Raw genomic sequence first — 23,750 nt, forward strand, 5'->3', positions numbered from 1 at the left:
TGAGTATATGAAATGTGTCATCGGTCTTGGAAACCCCGGGAAAAAATATGATGGTACGCGTCACAACATTGGATTTATGGTCATCGATCATCTGGCGTATGACCTTGGCATAGAACTGTCGAACAAAAAGTTTAAATGCCACTTTGGTGTGGGTTACCATAAAGGTCAGAAAGTGATGCTGGTAAAGCCTCAAACTTTCATGAATCTAAGCGGTGAAGGTGTCAGACCCCTCCTTGACTATTATAATATCGAGACGGAGGATATCCTGGTGCTCTATGATGATCTGGATCTTCCTGTCGGCAGATTACGCCTGAGGCAAAAAGGGAGTGGCGGAGGCCATAATGGCATAAAATCGCTGAACCAACATCTTGGTACCGAAAAGTACAAAAGGATCAGGATTGGCATTGACAGGCCGGCTCCCGGCTCCTCGATTCCGAATTACGTATTGGACAAATTTCCGAAGGCTGAGCACAAACTGCTCGATAAAGTCATTCAGCGGTCTGGAGCGGCTTCAGCTGCATTTGTTACAGATCCCTTCCAGGAAATCATGACAGAATATAATGGTGATGTAGATGAATAAGAATATATCCCGGCGCATCCAGGAAGATGAACGCTTCTTGGAAGTGGCGAATCATCGGGATGCCCTCAACATGATGGTGACGGGCATCAACGATGACTTTAAGCCTGCCCTGTTGTACGAACTCGCGCAAGCCGAAAAGCGTCCGATTGTAATATTCGTTCAGAATAACCATCAGATGGAAAAACTGGCCAATCCCTTGATGGACATGATGGATAATGTCCATACGTTCCCGGTAGGCGATATCATGGTGGAAAACCATGCCAAACAAAGCCCTGAATTCATGAAGTCGCGCATGAGCAGCCTATTTGCTCTGGCCCACAATGAACCGGGCTTATTCGTCGTGCCTGTACACGGGCTCCTCAAGCCGGTCATGCCCAAAGATAAACTCCTCAGCTATGAAAAAACCATCAAAATCGGCAGTGTGATCGATTATGACCAGTTCATAGAAGACCTTGTAAGCCTCGGGTACAGGAGGATGAATCAGGCAGTCCATTTTGGTGAATTTGCGGTGCGCGGAGACATCATAGATGTCTATATGTCAGAGCAACTTGTAAGGATCGAGTTCTTCGACGATGAAGTTGATTCACTCCGCTCCATAGATCCTGAAACGCAGCGCTCCATCGAAAATATCGATGCAATCACGATGGAGCCCCATGCAGAGCATATCATCGAGCGGCAAGAGCGGGAACAGCTGCTCGAAAGGATCGAAAAGCTGTACCAGGAGACACGCGAGCAGCTCGACCAGGCAGGGAAAGAAGCACTTGATGAATATTATGATACCGTCACGCATCCAGATCAGACGTTCAATCATCTGGTCCAGTACAGCCATCTGTTGTTTGAACGGCCGATATCCATCATCGACTATATTACAGAGGATCACCGTGTAATCGTCGACGAAGTGAAGAATATGGCTTCAGCGTACGAGGCGGAATTCACATCGGTAAGCAGCTATTATGAGTCGATGATTGCCGCAGGGCGGATGTTCAAAGGTGGCGGGAACTTCCTTGAAGGCCAGTATGAACGCATGCTGTCGATAAAAGGTGCGACCTACTTCACTCTATTCACTAAAAGCATGCCCGTCGACATCGGACATATCGTGAAGATTTCGGTGCGTCCGACTGAAATCTATTACGGCCAGTATGATATTCTGGCGTCCAACCTGAACCGCATGCTCCAGGATGACTATATGGTAAACATCGTGCTCCGGGACGAAGATGAGATCATGAAGACACGCCAACTTCTTGAAGACTTGAAGATACCGAGCTATATCCGGGAGATTCCCGTGGACTCCGGGATCGTCCTTACGGAAGGGGCACTCCCTAAAGGCTTCATATTGCCGTTCATGAAGGTGGCGGTGCTCGGCTCACAGGAACTGTACAACAAGACCAGCCGAAAGAAGAAGCGCCAAAAGAAGCTTTCCAACGCCGAAAAGATCAAATCGTATCAGGAGTTGAATGTAGGCGATTACGTCGTTCACCTCCACCATGGTGTAGGCCGTTACCTTGGCATTGAAACGATGGAAGTATCCGGCATCCATAACGACTATATGAAACTCCAGTATAAAGGGACCGACCAGCTGTACATTCCGGTCGATCAGATGGATCTTGTCCAAAAATACGTGGCGAGTGACGATGGCCAACCTAAAATGCACAAGCTCGGCGGTACGGAATGGAAGAAGACGAAAGCGAAAGTTGAAGCTAACGTCAACGAGATAGCGGATGAGCTGATCAAGCTCTACCAGGAGCGCAGTCAGGCGAAGGGTTACGCATTTGCCGAGGACAATGATATGCAGATGTCCTTTGAGGAACGCTTTCCATATGAACCGACGCCCGACCAATATGCTTCAGTCAATGAAATCAAAAAAGATATGGAGGCCGAACAGCCGATGGATCGTCTGCTCTGTGGGGATGTCGGCTACGGCAAGACGGAAGTTGCGATCCGGGCCGCCTTTAAAGCCGTCCAGGATGGCAAGCAGGTGGCTTTTCTGGTTCCGACCACGATCCTTGCTGCGCAGCATTTCGAAAGCCTGATAGAGCGTATAGAGGACTTCCCGGTGAACGTGGCGATGATGAGCCGCTTCAGGACGCCGGCCCAGCTGAAAAAGACAAGGGAAGGGCTCAAAGAAGGCACCGTCGATATTGTGGTAGGCACACATAAGATACTGTCGAAAGATGTCCAATTCAAAGATCTTGGCCTGCTTGTCGTAGATGAGGAGCAGCGTTTTGGGGTAAAGCACAAGGAAAAGATCAAACAATTGAAGACGAATGTGGATGTGTTGACGCTGACGGCCACGCCGATTCCCCGCACGCTGCATATGAGTCTGTCGGGTGTCAGGGATCTGTCGGTCATCGAAACGCCTCCGGAGAACCGCTTCCCCGTCCAGACCTACGTCCTCGAGTACCAGGCGGACTTCGTCCGGGAGGCGATAGAACGGGAGATGGCCAGGGATGGCCAGGTCTTCTATCTGTATAACAGGGTCGATACGATCTATCAGAAGAAGGCGCATGTGGAAGCACTCGTACCTGATGCCGAGGTCGGTGTCATGCACGCCAAGATGAATGAGAAAGAGATAGAGGAGACCATGTTCGCCTTCGTCAACGGTGAATATGACGTCCTGGTGACGACGACGATCATTGAAACGGGCGTCGATGTACCGAATGCCAACACATTGATCATCGAAGATGCAGATCGCTTCGGCCTAAGCCAGCTCTACCAGCTGCGGGGCCGTGTCGGACGGAGCAACAGGATCAGCTATGCCTATCTCTTCCATCAGCCGGACAAAGTTCTGACTGAAGTGGCCGAAAAACGGCTGGAAGCGATCAAGGAATATACGGAACTCGGAAGCGGCTTCAAGATTGCCATGCGGGATTTGAATATACGGGGTGCCGGAAATCTGTTGGGTAAACACCAGTCCGGGTTCATAGACTCGGTAGGCTATGAACTCTACTCCGAGATGCTAGAGACGGCGGTCAAGGAAAAACAGGGAATGGAACCTGAATCAGAACCTGTGAACATCCCGATCGATGTGACATTGGATGCCTACATCCCGGCGACCTACATTCCGCATGAACAATCGAAAATAGACATATATAAACGCCTAAGGCGTGCTGAATCGATAGAAACGATCCGTGATGTCGAGGATGAGCTGCTCGATCGCTTCGGTGAATATCCGGTAGAGGTGGAGCGGCTCCTGCAGCTGGTACGCATCAAAGTCTACGCCCTTATGTTCGGCATCTATCAGGTGAAGGAGGACAAACGCCACTTCTATCTATATGTCTCCAAAAAATCGACAGAACAGATTGATGGGGAGAAACTATTTATGGATACCCAGGAATTCGGACGCATCATGAAAGTGGCCGTACAGAACGGTGAAATGAAGATTACGGTCCAAAGCCGGGATGTCGCCCAGCTGGTCAAGATCCTTGAAGTGATACAGGAAAGCAGAATGGAGGAAGTCCTATGAAAAGAATAGAAGTGATCGGTCTGGGCAGTTCGAATCTTGCCCAGATGCCGCTTGGCATCTGGCAGCGGCTGACGCAGGCAGAAAAGATCCATCTGCGCACTAAAGACCACCCGGCAGTGCAGGCACTGGAAGAAGCGGGCATGGTGCTGGTGGATTTTGATGAAGTATATGAACAGCATGACTCCTTTGAGGGGACGTACCGGCATATAGTGGATACGCTGCTTGAAGCGGCGACGGAGGCTGATGTATTGTATGCGGTCCCGGGACATCCGCTCTTTTATGAAACGACTACTGAACTGCTCATGCAGCACGCGGCGGCAAATGAAGTGGAGTTGAAGATAACCGGCGGGCAGAGCTTTATCGATGCAGTTGTCACGGCACTTGAAATACCTGTGAATGAAGGCTTCCAAGTCATAGATGGCATGAACATCACCACCAAGGACTTGAACCACCGGCAGCATACCCTGGTCACACAAGTGTATGACCAGCATAGCCTCGGGGAAGCGAAGCTCTCCCTCCTGGAATATTATCCGGCCGATACAGCAGTGCAGGTTGTAGATGCAGCAGGCAGCCCCGAGCAGAATATATATGACGCGCAACTCCACGAAATAGACCATGGCGGCATAAAAGGTAACCTGTTGTGCCTGTATATCCCGAAAGTGGATGACGAGCGTCTCGACATGCGTGACATCGACTATATGGTCGAGGTTTTTGATGTGCTCGTCGGGGAAGATGGATGTCCGTGGGACAAGGAGCAGACGCACGAGTCGCTCGAACGGCACCTTATAGAGGAAACATATGAAGTGATAGAAGCCATCGAAAACGGGGACGATGAAGCCATCGTGGAAGAATTTGGTGATATCCTGCTTCAGGTGGCCCTGCATAGCGCAATCGGCAGGAAAGACGGCTTCTTCGATTTCTATGATGTGCTGGAGAGCCTGACGGCAAAGATCATCAGACGCCACCCTCATGTCTTCGGGGAAGAAGTTGTGGAGACCCGTGAAGACCTCGACCGTGTCTGGGCTCGGGCGAAGCAGAAGGAAGGCAAGCGCGAAAAGATCAAACACGAGAAAGCATATGGGGGAATTGTCTTGGACTGGATGAAGGAAACGATTCATGAAGGTAAAGCCCTGGATGAGATTCTGAAGGAAGGAGGGTATAAAAATGAGGCTTGATAAATTCCTGAAAGTAGCCAGAGTCATCAAGCGCCGTACATTGGCCAAGGAAATCAGTGATGACGGCAGGGTGAAAGTGAATGACCGGGCGGCAAAAGCGGGGACTGTCCTATCCGTCGGCGACATCGTCGAAATTGAGTTTGGTCGTAAAATTGTAACTTTGAAGATCATGGAGCTCGGCGCTCATGCAAAGAAAGAAGATGCCGAGCGTATGTATGAAATAATAAAAGAACAGAAAATTGAAAGAGATTCTGATTTCCTCTAGCAAACGGCGTCCTTATGGTGTATTTTAAAGGTAGAGTACGGACAAATTAAGGGTGTGTTGCCGTGAGTAAAGTTGTTAAAGTGATCAACAATTACACAAAAAGGCGCGAGAAAGAGAAGAAAGTGGAACGGGCGCAGGACCGCGTCGTCAAAAAACGTACGATGGTCATCGGCAGTCTGCTGCTTCTTGTCGTGGGCGTGATGCTCCTTATCGCCTTCAATCAGAAAAATGAGAATCAACTGCTCCATGAGGAGCGGGTCCAGGCCCAGGTGGTTTTGGAAGAGCGCATTGAAGAATCAAAAGATCTGGAACAGCAGATCAAGCAATTGAATGATGATGATTATATAGCGCGGATCGCAAGAAGTGAGTTCTCCCTATCGGAAGAAGGGGAAATCATCTTCAACCTTCCTGATGTTAACGAACAGAATGGAACAAAAGAAGAGCCGGAAGAAAATAAAGAACATGAAGAATAATCATTGCATATTGTAATGATTATTTTTCTATTTAATGGTATGATGGTAAGAGATTAAATGCTAATTGGGAGGATCATATATCAAGATGTCAGTTGAAGTGGGCAGTAAAGTAAAAGGTAAGGTCACAGGTATCAAGAATTTCGGTGCGTTCGTACAATTACCGGGAGGCAAGACAGGACTTGTGCATATCAGTGAGGTTGCAGATCAGTATGTGGAAGATATCAACGAACACCTTAGTGTGGGCGAAGAAATAGAAGTGAAAGTCCTATCCGTTGGTGACGATGGTAAAATCAGCCTGTCCATCAAAAAGGCAAAAGAACAGAAACCTAAACCCAAGCCGCGCAAGGAATCATCTCCTGAGGATTTCGAGAAGAAGCTCTCAAGCTTCATGAAAGACAGCGAAGATCGCCTCTCGACAATCAAGAAGCAGACGGAGTCACGCCGAGGCGGCAAAAGATAGATATATAATCAGACGATTCCTGTAATCGTCTTATTTTATTTTAAGAAGGATGAGGCTATGGAACTCTTCATACCCTGGCATCAGGATGAAACGGTGGGACTCGCCATATCGGGTGGAGTCGATTCGATGGTGCTCTATCATCTGCTGCATACGCGCTATCTAGACAGGCAGGAGAAGCTTGTGCTTTTTCATGTCAACCATGGTCAGCGTGAGGCATCGTTGTATGAGGCGGAGTACATCCGTGATATGGCCATGCGCGATGGCCATCAATTTGAAATGATTACTCTGGATATTCCGGGATCGTCATTCAATCAAGAGGTGGCCAGGGCCGAACGTTACCGTTTCTTCGACAGAATGATGAAAAAGCACGGTGCTGGGATACTGGCTACTGCACATCATCTTGATGATCAGTATGAAACGGTGCTGCACAGCCTTTTGTCCGGGCGTCATCTTCCGGGTGCGATGGGGATTCCGGATGTCAGGCAGTCGGGCTCATATGAAATCGTCCGGCCGATGATCGGCATTTCCCGCAGAACGATTGAAGCCTATTGCGCCGAGCATGCGATTACATTCTTCGAAGATGAAACAAACAGCGCCAGCGACTATACACGGAACTACATCCGGCACCATATCATACCGCCGATCAAGGCGAGCAACCATCTTGATGCGAAACATCTTCTCCAGATCAAGGAGGACATGGGGGCGATCGACGCCATGCTTTCGGAAATGGCAGAGGATTTCCTTAGAGGGCAGGAGAGAGACCTCGATCGTGCCCGCTTCAATGGCCAGCGTGCCATTCTGAAGTTCTACATCCTGGTGAAATGGTTGAAGCAACATGATGCCACATTAAGAAGGCGCCATGCCGAAGAGATTATTGGGATCGCGGCATCAGATATATCGAACGCTTCGTTCGATATCGGTGATGTACGGCTCGTCATCGCATATGACAGGATGACGGTCACATCCGGAGAAGTGCCCAAAGAAGATACACTGGCGATCGATCGTGATGGCAGATACATGTTCAATGGCTACAGGATAACCGCCGCTCTTCACCCAGATTATTATCCACTTACCGTCAGGACAAGGCAGACAGGAGACCGGATGCACGTGCCGGGTACGGGGACAAAGAAACTATCCCGCATCTTCATCGATAAGAAGGTCCCTGCTGACGACAGGGAGGAGATGCCGGTCATCCTGGATCAGGATGATCAAATCATTGCACTGGGTGAAATTTATAATATAATGGATGACAAGGAAAAAGATAGTCGATTACTTATTGAGAAGGAGTTTACTGATGAGCCTAAGAAATGATATTAGCGAAATTGTATTATCTGAAGAAGAAATACAGGATATAGCAAGACGGCTCGGTAAGAAGATTACTGAAGATTATGAAGGAAAAACCCCGATACTAGTCGGACTGCTGAAAGGTTCGATTATGTTCATGGGTGATTTGGTCAAGTACATAGACACGCATCTCGAAATTGATTTCATGGATGTCTCGAGCTATGTGGGAACTGAATCTTCAGGGGAAGTCAAGATATTGAAGGATCTATCGACCTCTGTGGATGGGCGCCATATACTGGTGGTTGAAGACATCATTGAGACGGGGACGACGTTGAACTCCATAGTCGATCTGATCGAATACCGCAACGCAGCATCACTTGAGATTGTGACCCTGCTTGATAAGCCGGTAAACAGGAAACTTGAAGTGGATGTCAAATATGTGGGCACTGAAATTCCGGACGGCTTCGTTGTGGGATACGGACTTGATTTCGATGAGAAGTACCGCAACCTGCCTTATATCGGTCTTTTGAAACCGGAATTATACAAGTCGGTAAAATAAATCAAAAAAGTGGAAGATTGCTATGAAATTATGGTACTATTCCTTTTAGTTGTATTAGAAATGGAGGTTTACGGATGCCTAAGAATATAGGCCGTAACATCGTGCTGATATTGATTTTATCAGTTATAATGTTTGGTATATTTCAAAGTTTTAATGGTGATTCAGCTCTTGAAGAAGAGCTTCAATATGGAGAATTCCTCGAGGAGCTGGATGCAGGCAACATAGAATCGCTCACGCTCCAGCCCGAGCAGAACGTATATCTCGTCGAGGGGCGTCTGGCAGATCAGAATGAGCAGGAGTCTTTCACTTCGGTCATTCCATATAACAGCACGTCGGACCTCGATCAGATACTGGAAAGTGCAAAAGCGCAGGAAAGCTTGGACTTTACCATTGAACCTGCCGAAGAGCAGAGTCCTTGGACAAGCATGCTGTTCACTTTCATTCCGCTATTGCTTATCCTCTTCCTCTTCCTGTTCCTGATGAGTCAGGCACAAGGTGGCGGCGGTGGCGGCGGTGGCCGTGTGATGAATTTCGGCAAGAGTAAAGCGAAGCTCTATGACGAAAGCAAGAAGAAAGTCCATTTTGATGACGTCGCAGGGGCAGATGAAGAAAAGGCTGAACTTGTGGAAGTCGTCGACTTCTTGAAAGATCCACGCCGCTTTGACCGTATCGGTGCACGTATCCCTAAAGGGGTGCTGCTGGTTGGACCACCAGGTACCGGTAAGACATTGATCGCAAGAGCTGTAGCAGGGGAAGCGGGTGTACCGTTCTTCTCCATCAGTGGTTCCGACTTCGTCGAAATGTTCGTCGGTGTAGGTGCCTCCCGTGTACGTGACCTGTTTGAAAACGCCAAGAAGAACTCCCCATGCATCATCTTCATAGATGAGATCGATGCTGTCGGACGCCAGCGTGGTGCCGGTGTCGGTGGTGGACACGATGAGCGTGAACAGACATTGAACCAGCTGTTGGTGGAAATGGATGGCTTCGGTGAAAACGAAGGTATCATCCTGATTGCTGCAACGAACAGACCGGATATCCTGGACCCTGCACTACTTCGTCCAGGCCGTTTCGACAGACAGATTCCGGTTGGTCGTCCGGATGTCAAAGGCCGTGAAGCAGTACTGAAGGTACATGCTAAAGATAAGCCGCTAGATGAATCCGTCGACCTCGGTGCAATCGCAGCCAGAACGCCTGGATTCTCCGGCGCAGACCTCGAGAACCTTCTGAACGAGGCAGCTCTCGTGGCGGCAAGATCCGATAAACGCAAAATTGATATGCGGGACATCGATGAAGCGACAGATCGCGTCATCGCCGGACCTGCCAAGAAGAGCCGCGTCATCTCCGAGAAGGAACGCAATATAGTCGCCTATCATGAAGCGGGCCACACCGTCATCGGCATGGTGCTTGACGATGCCGATATGGTGCACAAAGTGACGATTGTACCGCGTGGCCAGGCTGGTGGTTATGCAGTGATGCTTCCTAAGGAAGATCGCTACTTCATGACCAAACCTGAACTCGAGGATAAGATTGTAGGGCTGCTCGGTGGCCGCGTATCCGAAGAAATCTCATTCGGTGAAGTATCCACAGGTGCCCATAACGACTTCCAGAGATCCACAGGCATTGCGCGCAGCATGGTTACGGAGTATGGTATGAGTGAAAAGCTCGGACCGCTTCAATTTGGAGATTCGAACGGCCAAGTATTCCTTGGTAAAGATATGCAGTCAGATCCGAACTACTCTGATGATATCGCGTATGAAATCGACCAGGAAATGCAGCGTATCGTCAAGACACAGTACGAGCGCTGCCGTCAGATATTGACGGAACACCAGGAACAGCTCAACCTGATCGCGGAGACGCTCCTTACTGAAGAGACGCTCGACCGTGAACAGATTGAAGGACTCTTCTATCATGGTGAGCTCCCTGTTCGTGTCTATGACGAAGATCAGGAAGATAAAGAAGAAAAACCAGGTTCATCTTATAAAGAGGTGAAGGAGAACTTGCACCACTCGTCAGAAGATGAGGAAGAAGTGGTGGAGCAGGAAGAAACTTCACAATACGATGGGCCAGACGATGACAAAGGTTATCGCAATGGACAAGATGCATCTGTCGATGATCGAAATGATCGTAGACAGAACTAGATGGCAGAATAACTGAAGAAATTGATGCCAAAGTCGCCTGAGGGCGACTTTTGGTGATTTATAGGAGGAAATTGGATGGACCACTTGGTCAGAGGAATTGGAATGAATGATGAAATACGTATTTTTTCAGTGGATACTACAGAAACGGTAAATGAAGCAGTAAGCAGACACGGGGCATTGCCGACGGCAGCTGCCGCTCTTGGACGCTCCATGACTGCAGGATTGATGATGGGATCAATGCTTAAAAATGAAGAGAAGGTCACACTGACGCTGCAAGGTGGCGGGCCGGTCGGCGCCATAGTGGTCGACAGCAATGCCAAAGGAACCGTGCGCGGCTATCTCAGCAATCCTGAAGTGCATTTTCCACTTAATGATAAAGGTAAGCTTGATGTCAGTCGTGCAGTGGGCACAGATGGCTATTTAAGTGTGGCGAAAGATATCGGTTTGAAGGAACACTTTACGGGCTCGACGGAAATCGTATCCGGAGAGATTGGAGAAGATTTTTCCTATTACTTCTACGCAAGTGAGCAGGTGCCTTCCATCGTAGCGCTTGGGGTGTTGGTCAATCCCGACAACTCAATCAAGGCATCGGGCGGATTCATCATTCAGGTGATGCCGGGTGCAAGCGATGAGACCATCCGCTACTTGGATCAGCGTGCGAAAGAGATGACCCCTGTGTCCAAGCTGATTGATGCTGGATTATCCCCTGTAGAAATCATAGATGAAGCGATAGGCGCAGAGAACTGGAGGGTGCTTGACGAATCACCGGTGAAATTTGAATGTAACTGTTCAAAAGAACGTTTCCTCAATGCCATCGCTTCACTTGACCCAAAAGAGATCATCACGATGATACAGGAAGATGGCGGAGCGGAAGCGGATTGTCATTTCTGCCGCAACAAAGTATGGATTGAGAAGGAAGAACTGCAGGCGCTCCTGACCCATTAAAATTGATTGGATACAGATAAAATGTTATATTATCCATAGTCAACAACTAGGAATAGGGGAGTGTTTATATGGGCAGACTTTATAACAATATTTCTGAAGTGATCGGCAATACACCGCTTGTAAAGCTGAATCGACTGACCGATGACGGCATGGCGGACATCTATGTCAAGCTCGAATTCATGAATCCGGGCAGTTCCGTCAAAGACAGAATTGCACTGTCGATGATCGAGCGTGCTGAAGAAGAAGGCGTGCTGACTGAGGACACGCCCATCATTGAACCTACCAGCGGCAACACTGGTATCGGACTTGCGATGGTCGCCGCAAGTAAAGGGTATAAGACGGTTCTCGTCATGCCTGACACAATGAGTAAAGAACGCCGTAACCTCTTGAAGGCATACGGTGCAGAACTCATCCTCACACCAGGCGCTGAAGGCATGAAGGGTGCCATCAAGAAGGCAGAAGAGCTTGCCGATAAGCATAGCTATTTCATGCCGCAACAGTTTGAGAACATGGCCAATCCAGAAATACACGCAAAGACGACAGGCCGCGAACTTGTGGATCAGTCCGAAGGACTTGATGTCGGTGCATTCGTAGCCGGAATCGGAACAGGAGGCACGATATCAGGTGCCGGTAAAGTTCTGAAAGAGAAATATCCGGATATCGGCATCTATGCGGTCGAGCCGGAAGATTCTGCAGTGTTGAGCGGCGGTGACCCTGGCCCGCACAAACTGCAGGGCCTGGGCGCAGGATTCATCCCAGGTACGCTGAATACAGAAATCTATGACGAAGTGCTGCAGATCGGTAACGACGAGGCGATGGATTGGGCGCGCAAGCTTGCCGCTGAAGAAGGCATACTGGGCGGCATCTCGTCAGGTGCAGCCATCAAGGCGAGCCTTGACGTGGCGAAGAAGCTCGGCGAAGGCAAGGCAGTCATCACAGTATTGCCGTCAAACGGGGAGCGTTACCTTTCCACCCCACTATTCAACTTTGAAGATTAGAGGAATTGAAGAAATACCATGTCCGACATAGGATATGGTATTTTATTTTGTCTTTGGGAGGATTATATTTCATGCTTGAGTTATGATATACTACACCTAATATTGTGGAAAAGGGTGAGTGTATGGAGCGCCTTCAAATCATGGGCATATTGAATGTGACGCCGGATTCCTTCAGTGATGGCGGCCAGTATAATTCAGTGGAGGATGCTGTCGCCCGTGCTGAAAAGATGGTTTCAGAAGGTGCCGACATCATCGATGTCGGGGGCTATTCGACCCGTCCCGGGCACAGCACAATCAGTATAGAAGAAGAAATCGAAAGGGTCGTCCCTGTCATTGAAGCGATTCGCGGAATAGGTGCGGATATAGCGGTCGACACATTCAGGAGCGAAGTTGCAAAGAGCGCCCTGGAGGCTGGTGCGACGATGATCAATGACCAGTGGCGGGGCCAATACGATGAAAAGATATTCGATGTCGTGAGCGACTACGACGTCCCGATTTTTCTGATGCACAATAATACCCATGGAACGTACGGAGATGTGGTACGGGATATGATCGGGGAGCTCGAGACTTCCATTAAGATGGCCAAATCCCGTGGCGTCAAGGCGGACAAAATCTGGATTGACCCCGGTATCGGGTTTGCGAAGACGCGTGAAGAGGAGCTTGAAGTCATGCGGCGCCTAGAGGAGCTGGTGGCAACAGGTTATCCTGTACTTTTGGCCACAAGCCGTAAACGCATGATCAAGGAATTGATGACTGAAGAATTGCCGGCTGCCGAACGTGACGAAGCCACTGCCGCAACGACGATCTATGGTATCGATAAAGGAGTCAGGGCGGTGCGCGTCCATAATGTCCGGCTTAATCGGAAGATTGCTGACGCCTACATCAAGCTCAAGGAGGATCTCGATGGATAACATTAAGATAAATGGCATTAAAACATATGCGTATCACGGGGTATTTGATGCGGAGCGTCAGCTGGGACAATTCTTCATCACAGATGTCACCATGCACCTCGATCTGACAGCCGCCTCCACGACGGATGATCTCGATCTGACGGTCAATTACGGCGAAGCCTATAAGTTGATAGAAGATGTGATTGCAGGGGAACCTGTCAACCTTATAGAATATTTGGCGGGAAAGGTGTCGCAGACCTTGTTTGACCGATATGATAAAATAGTAGGAGTAGAAGTGACGATAACTAAAGTGAACCCTCCAATTGAAGGGCACTACGAAAACGTCAGCATCACTCTGAATAGAAAGCGGGAAAATTAATGGCGGTTGTATATTTAGGATTGGGAAGCAATATTGGAAAACGCAGCGATAACCTGGAGATGGCCATCCAAAAACTTGATGAGCAGCCAGAAGTGGAAGTCGTAAAACGTTCTTCGATAATCGAAACCCTGCCATACGGAAAGACGGATCAGCCTGACTTTTTGAATATGTGTCTGATGATCAAAACCCGTGTCTCACCACTTGAGCTTCTGGAGCTGATCCACATCATCGAACATGATATGGGGCGTGTCAGGGAAGAAGTCTGGGGGCCCAGGACAATTGATATCGACATACTGCTCTACGAAGATCTGGAGCTTGAACTGGATGAGTTGACCATTCCGCACGTTGAGTTGCATAAGCGTGACTTTGTCCTTAACCCACTCTCAGAAATCGCCGCAGATGTCGTCCACCCCACTTTCGGCAAGACGATCGGCACCTTGAAGAAAGAGCTTGAAGCAGGTGGGCACAATGTTTAAAATCGGTGATGTTGAGATAAATAACAGGGTCGTCCTTGCCCCTATGGCTGGGGTGTGCAATGTGGCCTTCAGATTGACTGTGAAAGAATTCGGGGCCGGCCTTGTATGTGCGGAAATGATCAGTGATAAGGCTCTTCTGTTCGGCAATGAAAAGACTAAGCGCATGCTGTATATCGATGAAAATGAACATCCGATGTCACTCCAGATATTCGGCGGTGAGAAGGAGACGCTCGTCGAAGCGGCGAAATATGTGGATGAGAACACCTCAGCTGACATCATTGACATCAATATGGGGTGCCCGGTATCCAAAATCATCCGGTGTGAGGCCGGTGCGCGTTGGCTACTGGATCCCGAGAAGATATATGACATGGTCAATGCTGTCGTTCAGAATGTCTCCAAGCCGGTGACCGTCAAAATGAGGATCGGATGGGATAGCGCGCATATTTATGCAGTGGAGAACGCAAGAATGGCCGAAAAAGCAGGCGCCGCTGCGATCACGATGCACGGACGTACCCGCGAGCAGATGTACGAAGGGCAAGCGGATTGGGAAATCATCCGCCAGGTCAAGGCGGCGGTGGACATTCCTGTCATCGGCAACGGCGATGTCACGTCGCCGGAGCTGGCCCAGAAGATGCTCGATGAAACAGGGGTCGACGCAGTCATGATCGGCCGTGAGGCGCTTGGTAACCCGTGGATGATCTACCGCACGGTGCATTACTTGGAAACAGGTGAACTCATCGGGGAGCCCGATCTGAAAGAGAAGATGGATGTACTTAAACTGCATATGGACCGTCTGATCGACCTTAAAGGTGAGAAGGTGGCACTTATGGAGATGCGCAAACATGCTTCTTGGTATATGAAGAATATAAAGGGCAATGGCCGGATAAGGAAAGGGATCAACCAATCTGAAACGAGATCCCAGCTTGTTGAAGTGCTCGATGAATTCGTAGCGGAACATCAAGCAAACAATACAGAATTAATAGTATAGGAGAGAGAAACTGTGAGTGAAGAAATAAACGACCAGATAAATGTCAGAAGAGAAAAAATGCAGCAGCTTATCGATCTTGGCATGGATCCTTTCGGTTCGAAATACGAACGTACAGCATATTCAAGTGATCTGAAGGAAGAATGGGATGCATTCTCTAAAGAAGAGCTTGCTGAAAAGGAAGACCAATCTGAGACGATGATCGCAGGCCGCCTGATGACCAAGCGTGGTAAAGGTAAAGCCGGATTTGCGCATATCCAGGACATCAACGGCCAGATCCAGATCTATGTCAGGAAGGATCAGGTGGGTGAAGCCGATTTTGAAATATGGCAGCAGGCGGACCTTGGAGATATCGTCGGGGTCAAAGGTGTGATGTTCAAGACCAACACGGGAGAACTATCCGTCAAGGCACAGGAGTTTACGCTGCTGACTAAGGCACTGCGCCCATTGCCTGACAAGTACCATGGCCTAAAAGATGTTGAAGAGCGTTACCGCAGACGCTACCTCGATCTGATTACGAGTGAAGACTCAAAAGAGACGTTCATTAAACGCAGTAAAATCATCCAGGAGATGCGCAACTATCTGAACCAGCGCAATTTCCTTGAAGTCGAGACACCGATGATGCATACGATTGCAGGCGGGGCACAGGCACGGCCTTTCGTGACACACCACAATGCCCTTGATATGGAGCTGTTCATGCGTATCGCAATAGAACTGCATCTGAAGCGCCTGATTGTCGGAGGTCTCGAAAAAGTCTACGAAATCGGCCGTGTGTTCAGGAATGAAGGCATTTCAACGCGCCACAACCCGGAATTCACGATGATTGAATTGTATGAAGCATATGCAGATTTCAACGATATCATGGACCTTACGGAAGAGATGGTCGCCCATATCGCCAAAAACATCAATGACACGACAGTCGTCGAATATGGCGGTGAAGAAATCGATCTGACACCAAGGTGGAAACGGGTGCATATGGTCGAGGCGGTCAAAGAGAAGACGGGCGTCGACTTCTACAGCGTAGAATCTGATGAGGAAGCCCACGCACTCGCCAAAGAGCATGGTATCGAAGTACGTGATAATATGCAGTATGGTCACATATTGAACGAGTTCTTTGAACAGAAAGTGGAAGAGACGCTCATTCAGCCGACATTCGTCTATGGCCATCCAGTTGAGATTTCACCACTGGCTAAACAAAACGCCGACGATCCAAGGTTTACAGACCGCTTCGAGCTGTTCATCGTCGGGCGCGAGCACGCCAATGCATTCACGGAACTCAACGACCCGCTCGATCAGAGAAGGCGCTTTGAAGCTCAAGTTGCCGAGAAAGAAGCGGGTAACGACGAAGCGCATGACATGGATGAAGACTTCCTGGAATCGCTTGAATACGGCATGCCGCCTACAGGCGGGCTCGGTATCGGCATAGACCGCCTGGTGATGCTGCTGACCGATTCTGCATCCATCCGGGATGTGCTGCTGTTCCCTTATATGAGGCAGAAATAGTAATGGAATGTACTCCAGAAAATTCTGGAGTGTATTTTTATTCCATTTAAAATGTAAAGAAGGTTGACTTTATGGTGCCAAATGGAGTATGATGGAAAAGGTTGATGGTGAAATGATCATCCAGGAGAATTAGCTCAGCTGGGAGAGCATCTGCCTTACAAGCAGAGGGTCGGCGGTTCGAACCCGTCATTCTCCACCATTTAAGTCCATACTCAGCCGCTCTAGCTCAATTGGCAGAGCAACTGACTTGTAATCAGTAGGTTGGGGGTTCGATTCCTCTGGGCGGCACCATTTTACTCTTGACGTACCAGGAATTAATTGATAAAGTAATATCTGTTAAACTTATTTGCGGAAGTAGTTCAGTGGTAGAACACCACCTTGCCAAGGTGGGGGTCGCGGGTTCGAATCCCGTCTTCCGCTCCATTTTTTATTAAGCGGTTATGCCGTTTTATTTTTTTTGCTTATGCGCCCGTAGCTCAATTGGATAGAGCGCTTGACTACGGATCAAGAGGTTAGGGGTTCGACTCCTCTCGGGCGCGCTCAATAACCACGGGAAGTAGCTCAGCTTGGTAGAGCACTTGGTTTGGGACCAAGGGGTCGCAGGTTCGAATCCTGTCTTCCCGACTCTTATTTTCATATTTACATCATGGGGGCTTAGCTCAGCTGGGAGAGCGCCTGCTTTGCACGCAGGAGGTCAGCGGTTCGATCCCGCTAGTCTCCACTTTCATTTTCAATTACATAACAGGGGCCTATAGCTCAGCTGGTTAGAGCGCACGCCTGATAAGCGTGAGGTCGGTGGTTCGAGTCCACTTAGGCCCACTCAAAAGACATGGAAATATCCATGTCTTTTTATTTTGCACCAATTGGGCTGATTTGCGGTCGTTACGCCTCAAACCCCTGCTTCCTCGAGGAAACGATCCAGTATGTCGATTATCTCCCGGGTGTCCTTTTCCCCGATGCCCACGATGATGGTGTCTCCGAGGTCCCTTTCATAGGAATAGACGTTGCCATGGACCAGTCCATGATTGTCTGCCGCTTCTTCAAGATCCATCCCGGGGATCCTGATGATGAAGTGCATGCCTGTATGTTCCCCGTGTATTTCAACATCATGATGCGCTGCAATCCATGCGGTGATGGACTCCATCTTCTTCCGGTAGACTTTCCGCATCCTGTTGATGTGACGGGTCAGGTAGCCCTGTTCCATGAAGCGGGCGACGATGTGCTGCATCTGCCGGGGGACATTGCACGAGAGCTCCTTCTCATAATAAAGCTCTGCAAGTGAGGCCGGCAGCACCATGCAGGAGAGCCGAAGGGAGGGATAGAGGGATTTCGAAAATGTACTCATGTATATGGTGCGGTCGTTCTGGTCGAGCCCCTGGAGGGAAGGCAAAGGGCGTCCCGTATACCTGAACTCACTGTCGTAGTCGTCTTCGATGATGAAGTGGTCATTGCTGCTCGCATGGTTCAGCAGCTGGATGCGCTTCTGGAGGGACATGACGGCTCCGCTCGGGAACTGATGGGAGGGTGTGACGTGGACCACCGGATGGGCGAGGTCCGCCACCTGATTGATATCTATGCCATCTTCAAGCACCCGGGCCGTGTCCATGCCACTGTCGAGCCGATCGAGCACTTTTCTAATGACCGGGTAGCCGGGATCTTCAATCGTCATCTTGGGATACTTCAGCAGATACAGTACCTGTTCGAGCAGGAATTCCGTCGAAGGACCGATGAAAACCTGGTCTGTGGAACATGTGACCCCCCGGTTGATGTTCAGGTAATGCCTGATCTGCTCCTTCAGCACAGTTTCCCCACTTTCCTCCCCTTTATTCAGCAGTTCGTCATCTGAATAGACTTCCCGGGCGATCTGCTTCAGGACATCGCTCTGGACGAGTGTCGTATCGATGGTGCCAAGGGGGAGGGTGTAGGTTTTCTTTTCGGGTCGTCTGATTTCCGGTGCGGTGGCCGATGCCACCTGCTTCAGCTGTTCAATCGCGGATACATAGAATCCGCTCTTCTCCCTGCTGTAGATCAGGTCTTCATCCAGCAGCAGGTTATAGGCATGTTCGATCGTCGTCTGGCTGATAGAAAGATCCGCCTTCAGCTGCCTTTTGCTTGGAAGCTTCTCATCGTTTGCGAGTTCTCCCTTCAGTATCTGCTCCTTCAGTGCACTGTATAGTTGTTCGAAGAGTGGTGTCTCCGACTGCCTGTCCAAATTGATCAGCATCATCTGACCTCCTAAAATTATTCTGAACTGATACTTCTAAGTATTCAGATTTAATTTTATACTATTCCAATATAATATCAATAGAAGGAGTCGTTATAGATGCAGCAGACAGGTACTGAAAAAGTTAAAAGAGGAATGGCGGAAATGCAGAAGGGCGGCGTCATCATGGATGTCGTCAACGCAGAACAGGCGAAGGTCGCCGAGGCGGCAGGAGCCGTGGCAGTCATGGCACTGGAGCGTGTGCCATCCGATATCCGTGCAGCAGGCGGTGTGGCAAGGGCATGTGACCCGAGGATCGTCGAAGAGGTGATGAACGCCGTCTCCATCCCGGTCATGGCGAAATGCAGGATCGGCCACATCACGGAAGCCCGTGTACTGGAAGCGATGGGCGTCGACTACATCGACGAATCCGAAGTGCTCACGCCAGCAGATGAAGTCTTCCACCTGAAGAAGGATGATTATAAAGTGCCGTTCGTATGCGGCTGCCGGAACATCGGTGAAGCGGCAAGGCGCATAGGAGAAGGTGCAGCCATGCTCAGAACGAAAGGGGAGCCGGGTACAGGCAACATCGTGGAAGCGGTGAGGCATATGCGCATGGTCAACCAGCAGGTCCGCCAGATTACTGTAATGAGCGATGACGAGCTTATGACCGAGGCGAAGAACCACGGTGCACCATATGACATCTTGAAGGAGATAAAGGAACTGGGCAAACTGCCGGTCGTCAATTTTGCAGCCGGAGGCGTGGCGACACCACAGGATGCGGCACTGATGATGGAACTTGGTGCAGACGGCGTATTCGTCGGTTCCGGTGTATTCAAATCAGACAATCCTGAGAAGTTCGCCAAAGCGATCGTGGAAGCAACCACCCACTATCAGGACTACGAACTGATCGGCAAGCTTGCTAAGGAACTCGGTACAGCGATGAAAGGCCTCGACATCAACCAGCTCTCCCTCGAAGACAGGATGCAGGAGCGCGGCTGGTAATGAGGATCGGTGTACTTGCCCTGCAGGGGGCTGTGAGGGAACACCTGCAGATGGTTGAGGCATGTGGCCAGGAAGCGGTCGCCATCAAGCGTGTCGAAGAACTCACGGACATTGACGGCCTCATCCTTCCCGGAGGTGAGTCTACAGCCATACGGCGTCTCATGGACCGCTACGGCTTCACAGAAGCATTGAGGGAAAGCGACTTGCCGATGTTCGGGACCTGTGCCGGTGTCATCCTGCTCGCTGAAAGGATCATCGGTCAGGAGGGCGGACATCTCGGCAAACTCGAAATCACCGTCGAACGCAATTCATTCGGCAGGCAGGTGGACAGCTTCGAGGCCGAACTTGATATTGAAGGCATCGGGGAAAAGGCGCTTGCCGTCTTCATCCGGGCGCCCCATATCGATGCTGTCGGTGAAGGCGTGCAGGTGCTGTCGAAGGTGGGGGAGAAGATCGTCGCAGTGCGTTCCGACCGCCATCTCGGCATCTCTTTCCACCCTGAACTGACGGATTCGCTCGTCTTTCATCGCTACTTCATCGAAATGGTGCAGGAAAATATGACAAAAGAAGTATTGGCATAAAATTAAGGTGCAGAGCTCAAAATGAGTTCTGCACTTTTTTGATTTGAAATTAATCAATTCCCTTTATCCATCATATTGACAATATTTATAAAAGTCATATAATTGGTGAGGTGTTTTCATATCATCTTTATAACAGATGACTCCCGTATGGGGAGGGAGCCTGTAATATTATCCATAGTGAACGGATTTCTAAACTGATGGGGATCAGGGGAATTATCGAGAGGAGTGCCGCGGCATGACTGCCGTCCTTAAAATGGTGCTTTTTTTATTCTAGGAGTGTTCTGATGAATCGTTTAACATTAATTTCCGGCCTGATGCTTTTTTCATTGTTCTTCGGGGCGGGCAAACTGATATTCCCTCCAATGCTAGGACACCAGGCAGGTGTGGACATGTGGCCGGCGATGGCCGGTTTCATCGTCACTGGTGTATTGCTGCCGCTTCTGGCTGTTATTGTCGTGGCCTATTTCGATGAAGGGGTGGACCATAAAGCCTGCCCGTCCTTTGAAGCATTGAAGCATGCGGTTGGAAATTATATCAATAAGTATAATAATGAAAGATACCAATGGGGGTTAAAAAGAATGACCCCGGTACAATACCGAGGTCATCTACTCGCAGCATAACGCTTTTTTTAAACTGTCTAAATTATGGGTTACAGTTCAATGCTCCCCCTTCCTTTTTTGATTTCTATTCTTCTTCCAGGACCGCATCCAGATACTCCCTGTTCACGAGCCCTTCGACATCATCGGATGGAATATAACCGGCTTCCATGCTGATGGTCGCCATCTCCTGGATCACATCTTCGTTGATTTCATAGGCCGGGTTCAGACGATTGCTGGCTTCGAGTGTTTCATCGAAGTCGAGGGCATTACCCGTGATCTCTTCTATGTGGTCGACGAAGATCTGCACCGCCTCTTCATTGTTGTTTTCAATGAAATCGATGGCTTCCAGGTGTGCCCTCAAGTAGTCCTGTGTGAGCTCCGGATTGTTTTCTGTAAACGTGTTGTTTGCTGTAACGACCGTTGTCGTCAAGTCGGTCCCCCATGCAAACTCTTCTTCATCAAGCAGGATGGATGCATCAGCCTGGTTTTCAAGGAATACACCCCAAGGCTCCTGGGTGGCTGCTGCATCGACATCACCCTGAAGGAAGAGTGTGGAAGTGTCGGCGGGTGCCTGTGGCACGAGGCTCACTGTGCCGCCTGCGTCTTCAATGTTCAGACCGACTTCCTGAAGCTCCTTGCGGAGCATGATGTCCTGAGTGGAGCCGATGGTCGGTACTGCGATCCGCTTGCCGTCCAGGTCTTCAACACTTTCGATTCCCGAGTCTTCTGCTGTTGCGAGTACGGCGCCTCCATTGACCGCGCCTGCAATGATTTCATGTCCTGCGTTGCGCTGGAATGTCGTCGTGGCAGGTGTCGGACCGACGGTTCCAATGTCGAATTCTTCGGTCGACAGAGCCTCCATGAAGGCACTGCCATTCGGGAATGTCATCGTATCGATGGTTATGTCCTCTCCGAAGGCTTCTTCAAAGTAACCATTCTCCAATGCGACGATGGTTGCGATATGCGTAAAGTTCGGGAAGTACGCAATGCGGACTTCCTCTGCCGTGTCTTCGGCACTGCTGTTTTCTTCGCCGCCGCATCCTGCGATGATGAGGAGCAGCAAGGCAGTGAGTACAGGTAGAAATTTTTTCATATTGGAATTCCCTCCATGCTGATTTTAGGTACCGATACCCCAGCGTCTTGAGACGGACCGTTCCATTCTCAGGAAGACCTGGTTATCGATGATGGTGCCGATGATGCCGATGACGATCATGATGGACAGTACGAGGTCCATTGCCTGGATTGACCGTCCGAGGTCCAGCAGGTGGCCGAGCCCGCCAGCCGCACCGAGCAGTTCACCGGCCATGATGGCTCGCCATGCGAATGCCCATGCAACACGCAGCCCCGATATGATGTGGGGGATGGAAGCGGGTATGATGACGGTCCGCAGCAGATGGGTGCCTGAGGCCCCGAGCGTTCGTGCAGCATCGATGTAGATGCTCGGGACATTTTTGAATCCGGCGCTCGAATTGACAGTCATCGTCCATGTCGCCCCGATGGCAACGATGAACAGGATGGCGACATTGCCGAGTCCGAACCATACGATGGCGAGTGGAAACCACACGATGCTCGGGATGGACTGGAGTGCCGTTACGAAGAATCCGAGTGTATCATCGACCCATTTGTAGCGCGCGATGAGGAATCCGAATGTAAGTCCGAGTATGACAGCAATGAAGAATCCGATCAGAAGCCTCCCAAGGGTGATGCCGGTGGCTTCTAAAATCTGTCCGGAAAGTATACCCGTGATGAGTGTCTTTATTACAGTCACCCCGCCTGAATCATTGGGGATGATCAGGGGAGGAAACATGAATGTCGGGAAAAGCTGCAGTTTAGATATGACTTCCCATATCGCTATGATCATGATCACGAACGTTATCCGTCTTAAAACGGTAGTCATCGCCGAACTCCTCCTTCAGTACTTTATTCATCTCTTCTTCCAGTTCGGCCATGACACGCTTCTCCATGTCGACGATGACACTGTCTGAAGGGTTGCGTGGCCGGGAGGCCTGTACTGTGAATGATTTCTTGATGGTGCCCGGCCGTGTACTCATCAGGAGGACGCGGTCGGATAATGTCAGGGCTTCCCTGATATTGTGGGTGATGAATAGAATCGTCTTGCCCGTCTTCTGCCAAATGTCCTGGAGTTCCTGATGCAGGACGAGGCGTGTCTGTTCATCCAGTGCCGCGAATGGCTCATCCATCAGCAGGACGTCCGGGTCCATGACGAGCGCCCGTGCAATAGCCACACGCTGCTTCATGCCTCCGGACAGTTCATGCGGATAGGCGCCGGTGAAATTGCCGAGGTGGACCATGCGCAGGCCATCCATCGCCTTCTCCTCAGCCTCTGACTTGCTCATCTTCTTGATCTTCAATCCATATGTGACGTTCTCAAGCACTGTCATCCATGGAAAGAGTCCGCCTTCCTGGAAGACTACGACCCGATCGGTGCCCGGGCCGGTTATCGGTGTATCATTGACCCTCAGCTCCCCTGAAGAAGGGTGGCTCAACCCGGCGATCAGCTTCAGTATCGTCGATTTGCCGCACCCTGAAGGTCCGAGGAGGGAGACGAATTCCCCTGCTTCAATACTGAAATCGATGTCCTGAAGCACAGGGAGAGTTTCATTCTTTCCTTTGGTGAAGGACTTGTTCACGTTCTTCAAATCCACTTTCATTGCATATCAACCCTCTGTATTATTCTGACGTTAATTATATGAATTATATATGAGGAATACTTCAATTACAAGTTCCCAAGTAGGAATTAAATCATCAATTTCTGAAAACATAAAAAT

The 23,750-nt window shown here is 49.8% G+C and carries 23 protein-coding genes, 7 tRNA genes and 1 pseudogene; 27 read left to right on the forward strand and 4 right to left on the reverse strand.

Annotated features, from left to right (window positions below; genetic code table 11):
* The first annotated feature begins 7 nt into the window (after positions 1-7).
* From pth to ACFFLE_RS08630, 23 genes are all read left to right on the forward strand, one after another.
* Entirely contained in the window at positions 8-580 is a 573-nt protein-coding gene (pth, locus tag ACFFLE_RS08520; protein ID WP_380570684.1) for an aminoacyl-tRNA hydrolase, read from the forward strand.
* Entirely contained in the window at positions 573-4,043 is a 3,471-nt protein-coding gene (gene mfd, locus ACFFLE_RS08525) for a transcription-repair coupling factor (RefSeq protein WP_380570685.1), read from the forward strand. Before pth ends, mfd begins: the two co-directional genes overlap by 8 nt.
* Entirely contained in the window at positions 4,040-5,218 is a 1,179-nt protein-coding gene (locus ACFFLE_RS08530) for a MazG nucleotide pyrophosphohydrolase domain-containing protein (RefSeq protein ID WP_380570686.1), read from the forward strand. Before mfd ends, ACFFLE_RS08530 begins: the two co-directional genes overlap by 4 nt.
* A complete protein-coding gene (locus tag ACFFLE_RS08535) occupies positions 5,208-5,483 on the forward strand; it encodes an RNA-binding S4 domain-containing protein (protein WP_380570687.1) in 276 nt (91 codons plus the stop codon). The genes ACFFLE_RS08530 and ACFFLE_RS08535 overlap by 11 nt, the downstream gene beginning before the upstream one ends.
* A gap of 62 nt (positions 5,484-5,545) precedes the next feature.
* Complete coding sequence (locus tag ACFFLE_RS08540; RefSeq protein WP_380570688.1) at positions 5,546-5,956, forward strand: FtsB family cell division protein; 411 nt, start codon at positions 5,546-5,548, stop codon at positions 5,954-5,956.
* An 85-nt stretch (positions 5,957-6,041) separates the two neighbouring features.
* On the forward strand, positions 6,042-6,416 hold the full coding sequence (locus ACFFLE_RS08545; RefSeq protein ID WP_344703700.1) for a S1 domain-containing RNA-binding protein: 375 nt from the start codon (positions 6,042-6,044) through the stop codon (positions 6,414-6,416).
* A gap of 57 nt (positions 6,417-6,473) precedes the next feature.
* Entirely contained in the window at positions 6,474-7,727 is a 1,254-nt protein-coding gene (gene tilS, locus ACFFLE_RS08550) for a tRNA lysidine(34) synthetase TilS (protein WP_380570689.1), read from the forward strand.
* Positions 7,711-8,259, forward strand: a complete 549-nt coding sequence (gene hpt, locus ACFFLE_RS08555; RefSeq protein ID WP_344703696.1) for a hypoxanthine phosphoribosyltransferase — start codon at positions 7,711-7,713, stop codon at positions 8,257-8,259. The genes tilS and hpt overlap by 17 nt, the downstream gene beginning before the upstream one ends.
* Before the next feature lie 74 nt (positions 8,260-8,333).
* Entirely contained in the window at positions 8,334-10,397 is a 2,064-nt protein-coding gene (gene ftsH, locus ACFFLE_RS08560; RefSeq protein WP_380570690.1) for an ATP-dependent zinc metalloprotease FtsH, read from the forward strand.
* A gap of 75 nt (positions 10,398-10,472) precedes the next feature.
* Positions 10,473-11,342, forward strand: a complete 870-nt coding sequence (hslO, locus tag ACFFLE_RS08565; RefSeq protein WP_380570691.1) for an Hsp33 family molecular chaperone HslO — start codon at positions 10,473-10,475, stop codon at positions 11,340-11,342.
* A 68-nt stretch (positions 11,343-11,410) separates the two neighbouring features.
* On the forward strand, positions 11,411-12,340 hold the full coding sequence (cysK, locus tag ACFFLE_RS08570; RefSeq protein ID WP_380570692.1) for a cysteine synthase A: 930 nt from the start codon (positions 11,411-11,413) through the stop codon (positions 12,338-12,340).
* A gap of 122 nt (positions 12,341-12,462) precedes the next feature.
* Complete coding sequence (gene folP, locus ACFFLE_RS08575) at positions 12,463-13,251, forward strand: dihydropteroate synthase (RefSeq protein ID WP_380570693.1); 789 nt, start codon at positions 12,463-12,465, stop codon at positions 13,249-13,251.
* Complete coding sequence (gene folB / locus ACFFLE_RS08580; RefSeq protein ID WP_380570694.1) at positions 13,244-13,609, forward strand: dihydroneopterin aldolase; 366 nt, start codon at positions 13,244-13,246, stop codon at positions 13,607-13,609. Before folP ends, folB begins: the two co-directional genes overlap by 8 nt.
* Entirely contained in the window at positions 13,609-14,085 is a 477-nt protein-coding gene (folK, locus tag ACFFLE_RS08585; RefSeq protein WP_344703685.1) for a 2-amino-4-hydroxy-6-hydroxymethyldihydropteridine diphosphokinase, read from the forward strand. Before folB ends, folK begins: the two co-directional genes overlap by 1 nt.
* A complete protein-coding gene (gene dusB / locus ACFFLE_RS08590; RefSeq protein ID WP_380570695.1) occupies positions 14,078-15,073 on the forward strand; it encodes a tRNA dihydrouridine synthase DusB in 996 nt (331 codons plus the stop codon). Before folK ends, dusB begins: the two co-directional genes overlap by 8 nt.
* 12 nt (positions 15,074-15,085) lie before the next feature.
* Entirely contained in the window at positions 15,086-16,573 is a 1,488-nt protein-coding gene (lysS, locus tag ACFFLE_RS08595; RefSeq protein WP_380570696.1) for a lysine--tRNA ligase, read from the forward strand.
* A 123-nt stretch (positions 16,574-16,696) separates the two neighbouring features.
* Positions 16,697-16,772, forward strand: a tRNA-Val gene (locus ACFFLE_RS08600).
* Positions 16,773-16,788: 16 nt separating this feature from the next.
* A tRNA-Thr gene (locus ACFFLE_RS08605) sits at positions 16,789-16,864 on the forward strand.
* Positions 16,865-16,921: 57 nt separating this feature from the next.
* Positions 16,922-16,996: transfer RNA gene (locus ACFFLE_RS08610), tRNA-Gly, on the forward strand.
* A gap of 42 nt (positions 16,997-17,038) precedes the next feature.
* Positions 17,039-17,112: transfer RNA gene (locus ACFFLE_RS08615), tRNA-Arg, on the forward strand.
* A gap of 11 nt (positions 17,113-17,123) precedes the next feature.
* Positions 17,124-17,197 (forward strand) — tRNA-Pro (locus ACFFLE_RS08620).
* 24 nt (positions 17,198-17,221) lie between these two features.
* Positions 17,222-17,294: transfer RNA gene (locus ACFFLE_RS08625), tRNA-Ala, on the forward strand.
* 24 nt (positions 17,295-17,318) lie between these two features.
* A tRNA-Ile gene (locus ACFFLE_RS08630) sits at positions 17,319-17,392 on the forward strand.
* A gap of 70 nt (positions 17,393-17,462) precedes the next feature.
* On the opposite strand, the gene pdxR is transcribed toward ACFFLE_RS08630, so the two are convergent.
* Entirely contained in the window at positions 17,463-18,797 is a 1,335-nt protein-coding gene (pdxR, locus tag ACFFLE_RS08635) for a MocR-like pyridoxine biosynthesis transcription factor PdxR (RefSeq protein WP_380570697.1), read from the reverse strand.
* A 99-nt stretch (positions 18,798-18,896) separates the two neighbouring features.
* On the opposite strand from pdxR, the gene pdxS reads away from it, so the two are divergent.
* The 4 genes and pseudogenes from pdxS (at position 18,897) to ACFFLE_RS08655 (ending at position 20,982) form a co-directional block, all read left to right on the forward strand.
* Positions 18,897-19,781, forward strand: coding sequence for a pyridoxal 5'-phosphate synthase lyase subunit PdxS (pdxS, locus tag ACFFLE_RS08640; RefSeq protein WP_380570698.1), 885 nt, complete (start codon positions 18,897-18,899; stop codon positions 19,779-19,781).
* Positions 19,781-20,362, forward strand: a complete 582-nt coding sequence (pdxT, locus tag ACFFLE_RS08645; RefSeq protein WP_380570699.1) for a pyridoxal 5'-phosphate synthase glutaminase subunit PdxT — start codon at positions 19,781-19,783, stop codon at positions 20,360-20,362. Before pdxS ends, pdxT begins: the two co-directional genes overlap by 1 nt.
* 284 nt (positions 20,363-20,646) lie before the next feature.
* Positions 20,647-20,844: pseudogene (locus ACFFLE_RS08650) on the forward strand (branched-chain amino acid transport system II carrier protein); the annotation flags it as partial.
* Positions 20,839-20,982: an IS3 family transposase gene (locus ACFFLE_RS08655; RefSeq protein WP_380570840.1), complete on the forward strand. Its 144-nt coding sequence runs from the start codon at positions 20,839-20,841 to the stop codon at positions 20,980-20,982. The pseudogene ACFFLE_RS08650 and the gene ACFFLE_RS08655, both read left to right, overlap by 6 nt.
* 64 nt (positions 20,983-21,046) lie before the next feature.
* Here the strand turns inward: ACFFLE_RS08655 and ACFFLE_RS08660 are convergent, their stop codons facing one another.
* From ACFFLE_RS08660 to ACFFLE_RS08670, 3 genes are read right to left on the reverse strand one after another with little or no spacing between them, the layout of a single operon-like run.
* A complete protein-coding gene (locus tag ACFFLE_RS08660) occupies positions 21,047-22,054 on the reverse strand; it encodes an ABC transporter substrate-binding protein (protein WP_380570700.1) in 1,008 nt (335 codons plus the stop codon).
* A gap of 24 nt (positions 22,055-22,078) precedes the next feature.
* Positions 22,079-22,858, reverse strand: coding sequence for an ABC transporter permease (locus tag ACFFLE_RS08665; protein ID WP_380570701.1), 780 nt, complete (start codon positions 22,856-22,858; stop codon positions 22,079-22,081).
* Positions 22,791-23,633, reverse strand: coding sequence for an ABC transporter ATP-binding protein (locus ACFFLE_RS08670; RefSeq protein WP_380570703.1), 843 nt, complete (start codon positions 23,631-23,633; stop codon positions 22,791-22,793). Before ACFFLE_RS08670 ends, ACFFLE_RS08665 begins: the two co-directional genes overlap by 68 nt.
* Positions 23,634-23,750: the final 117 nt, after the last annotated feature.

It is taken from the genome of Salinicoccus siamensis, from assembly GCF_042429615.1.
GTDB lineage: Bacteria > Bacillota > Bacilli > Staphylococcales > Salinicoccaceae > Salinicoccus > Salinicoccus siamensis.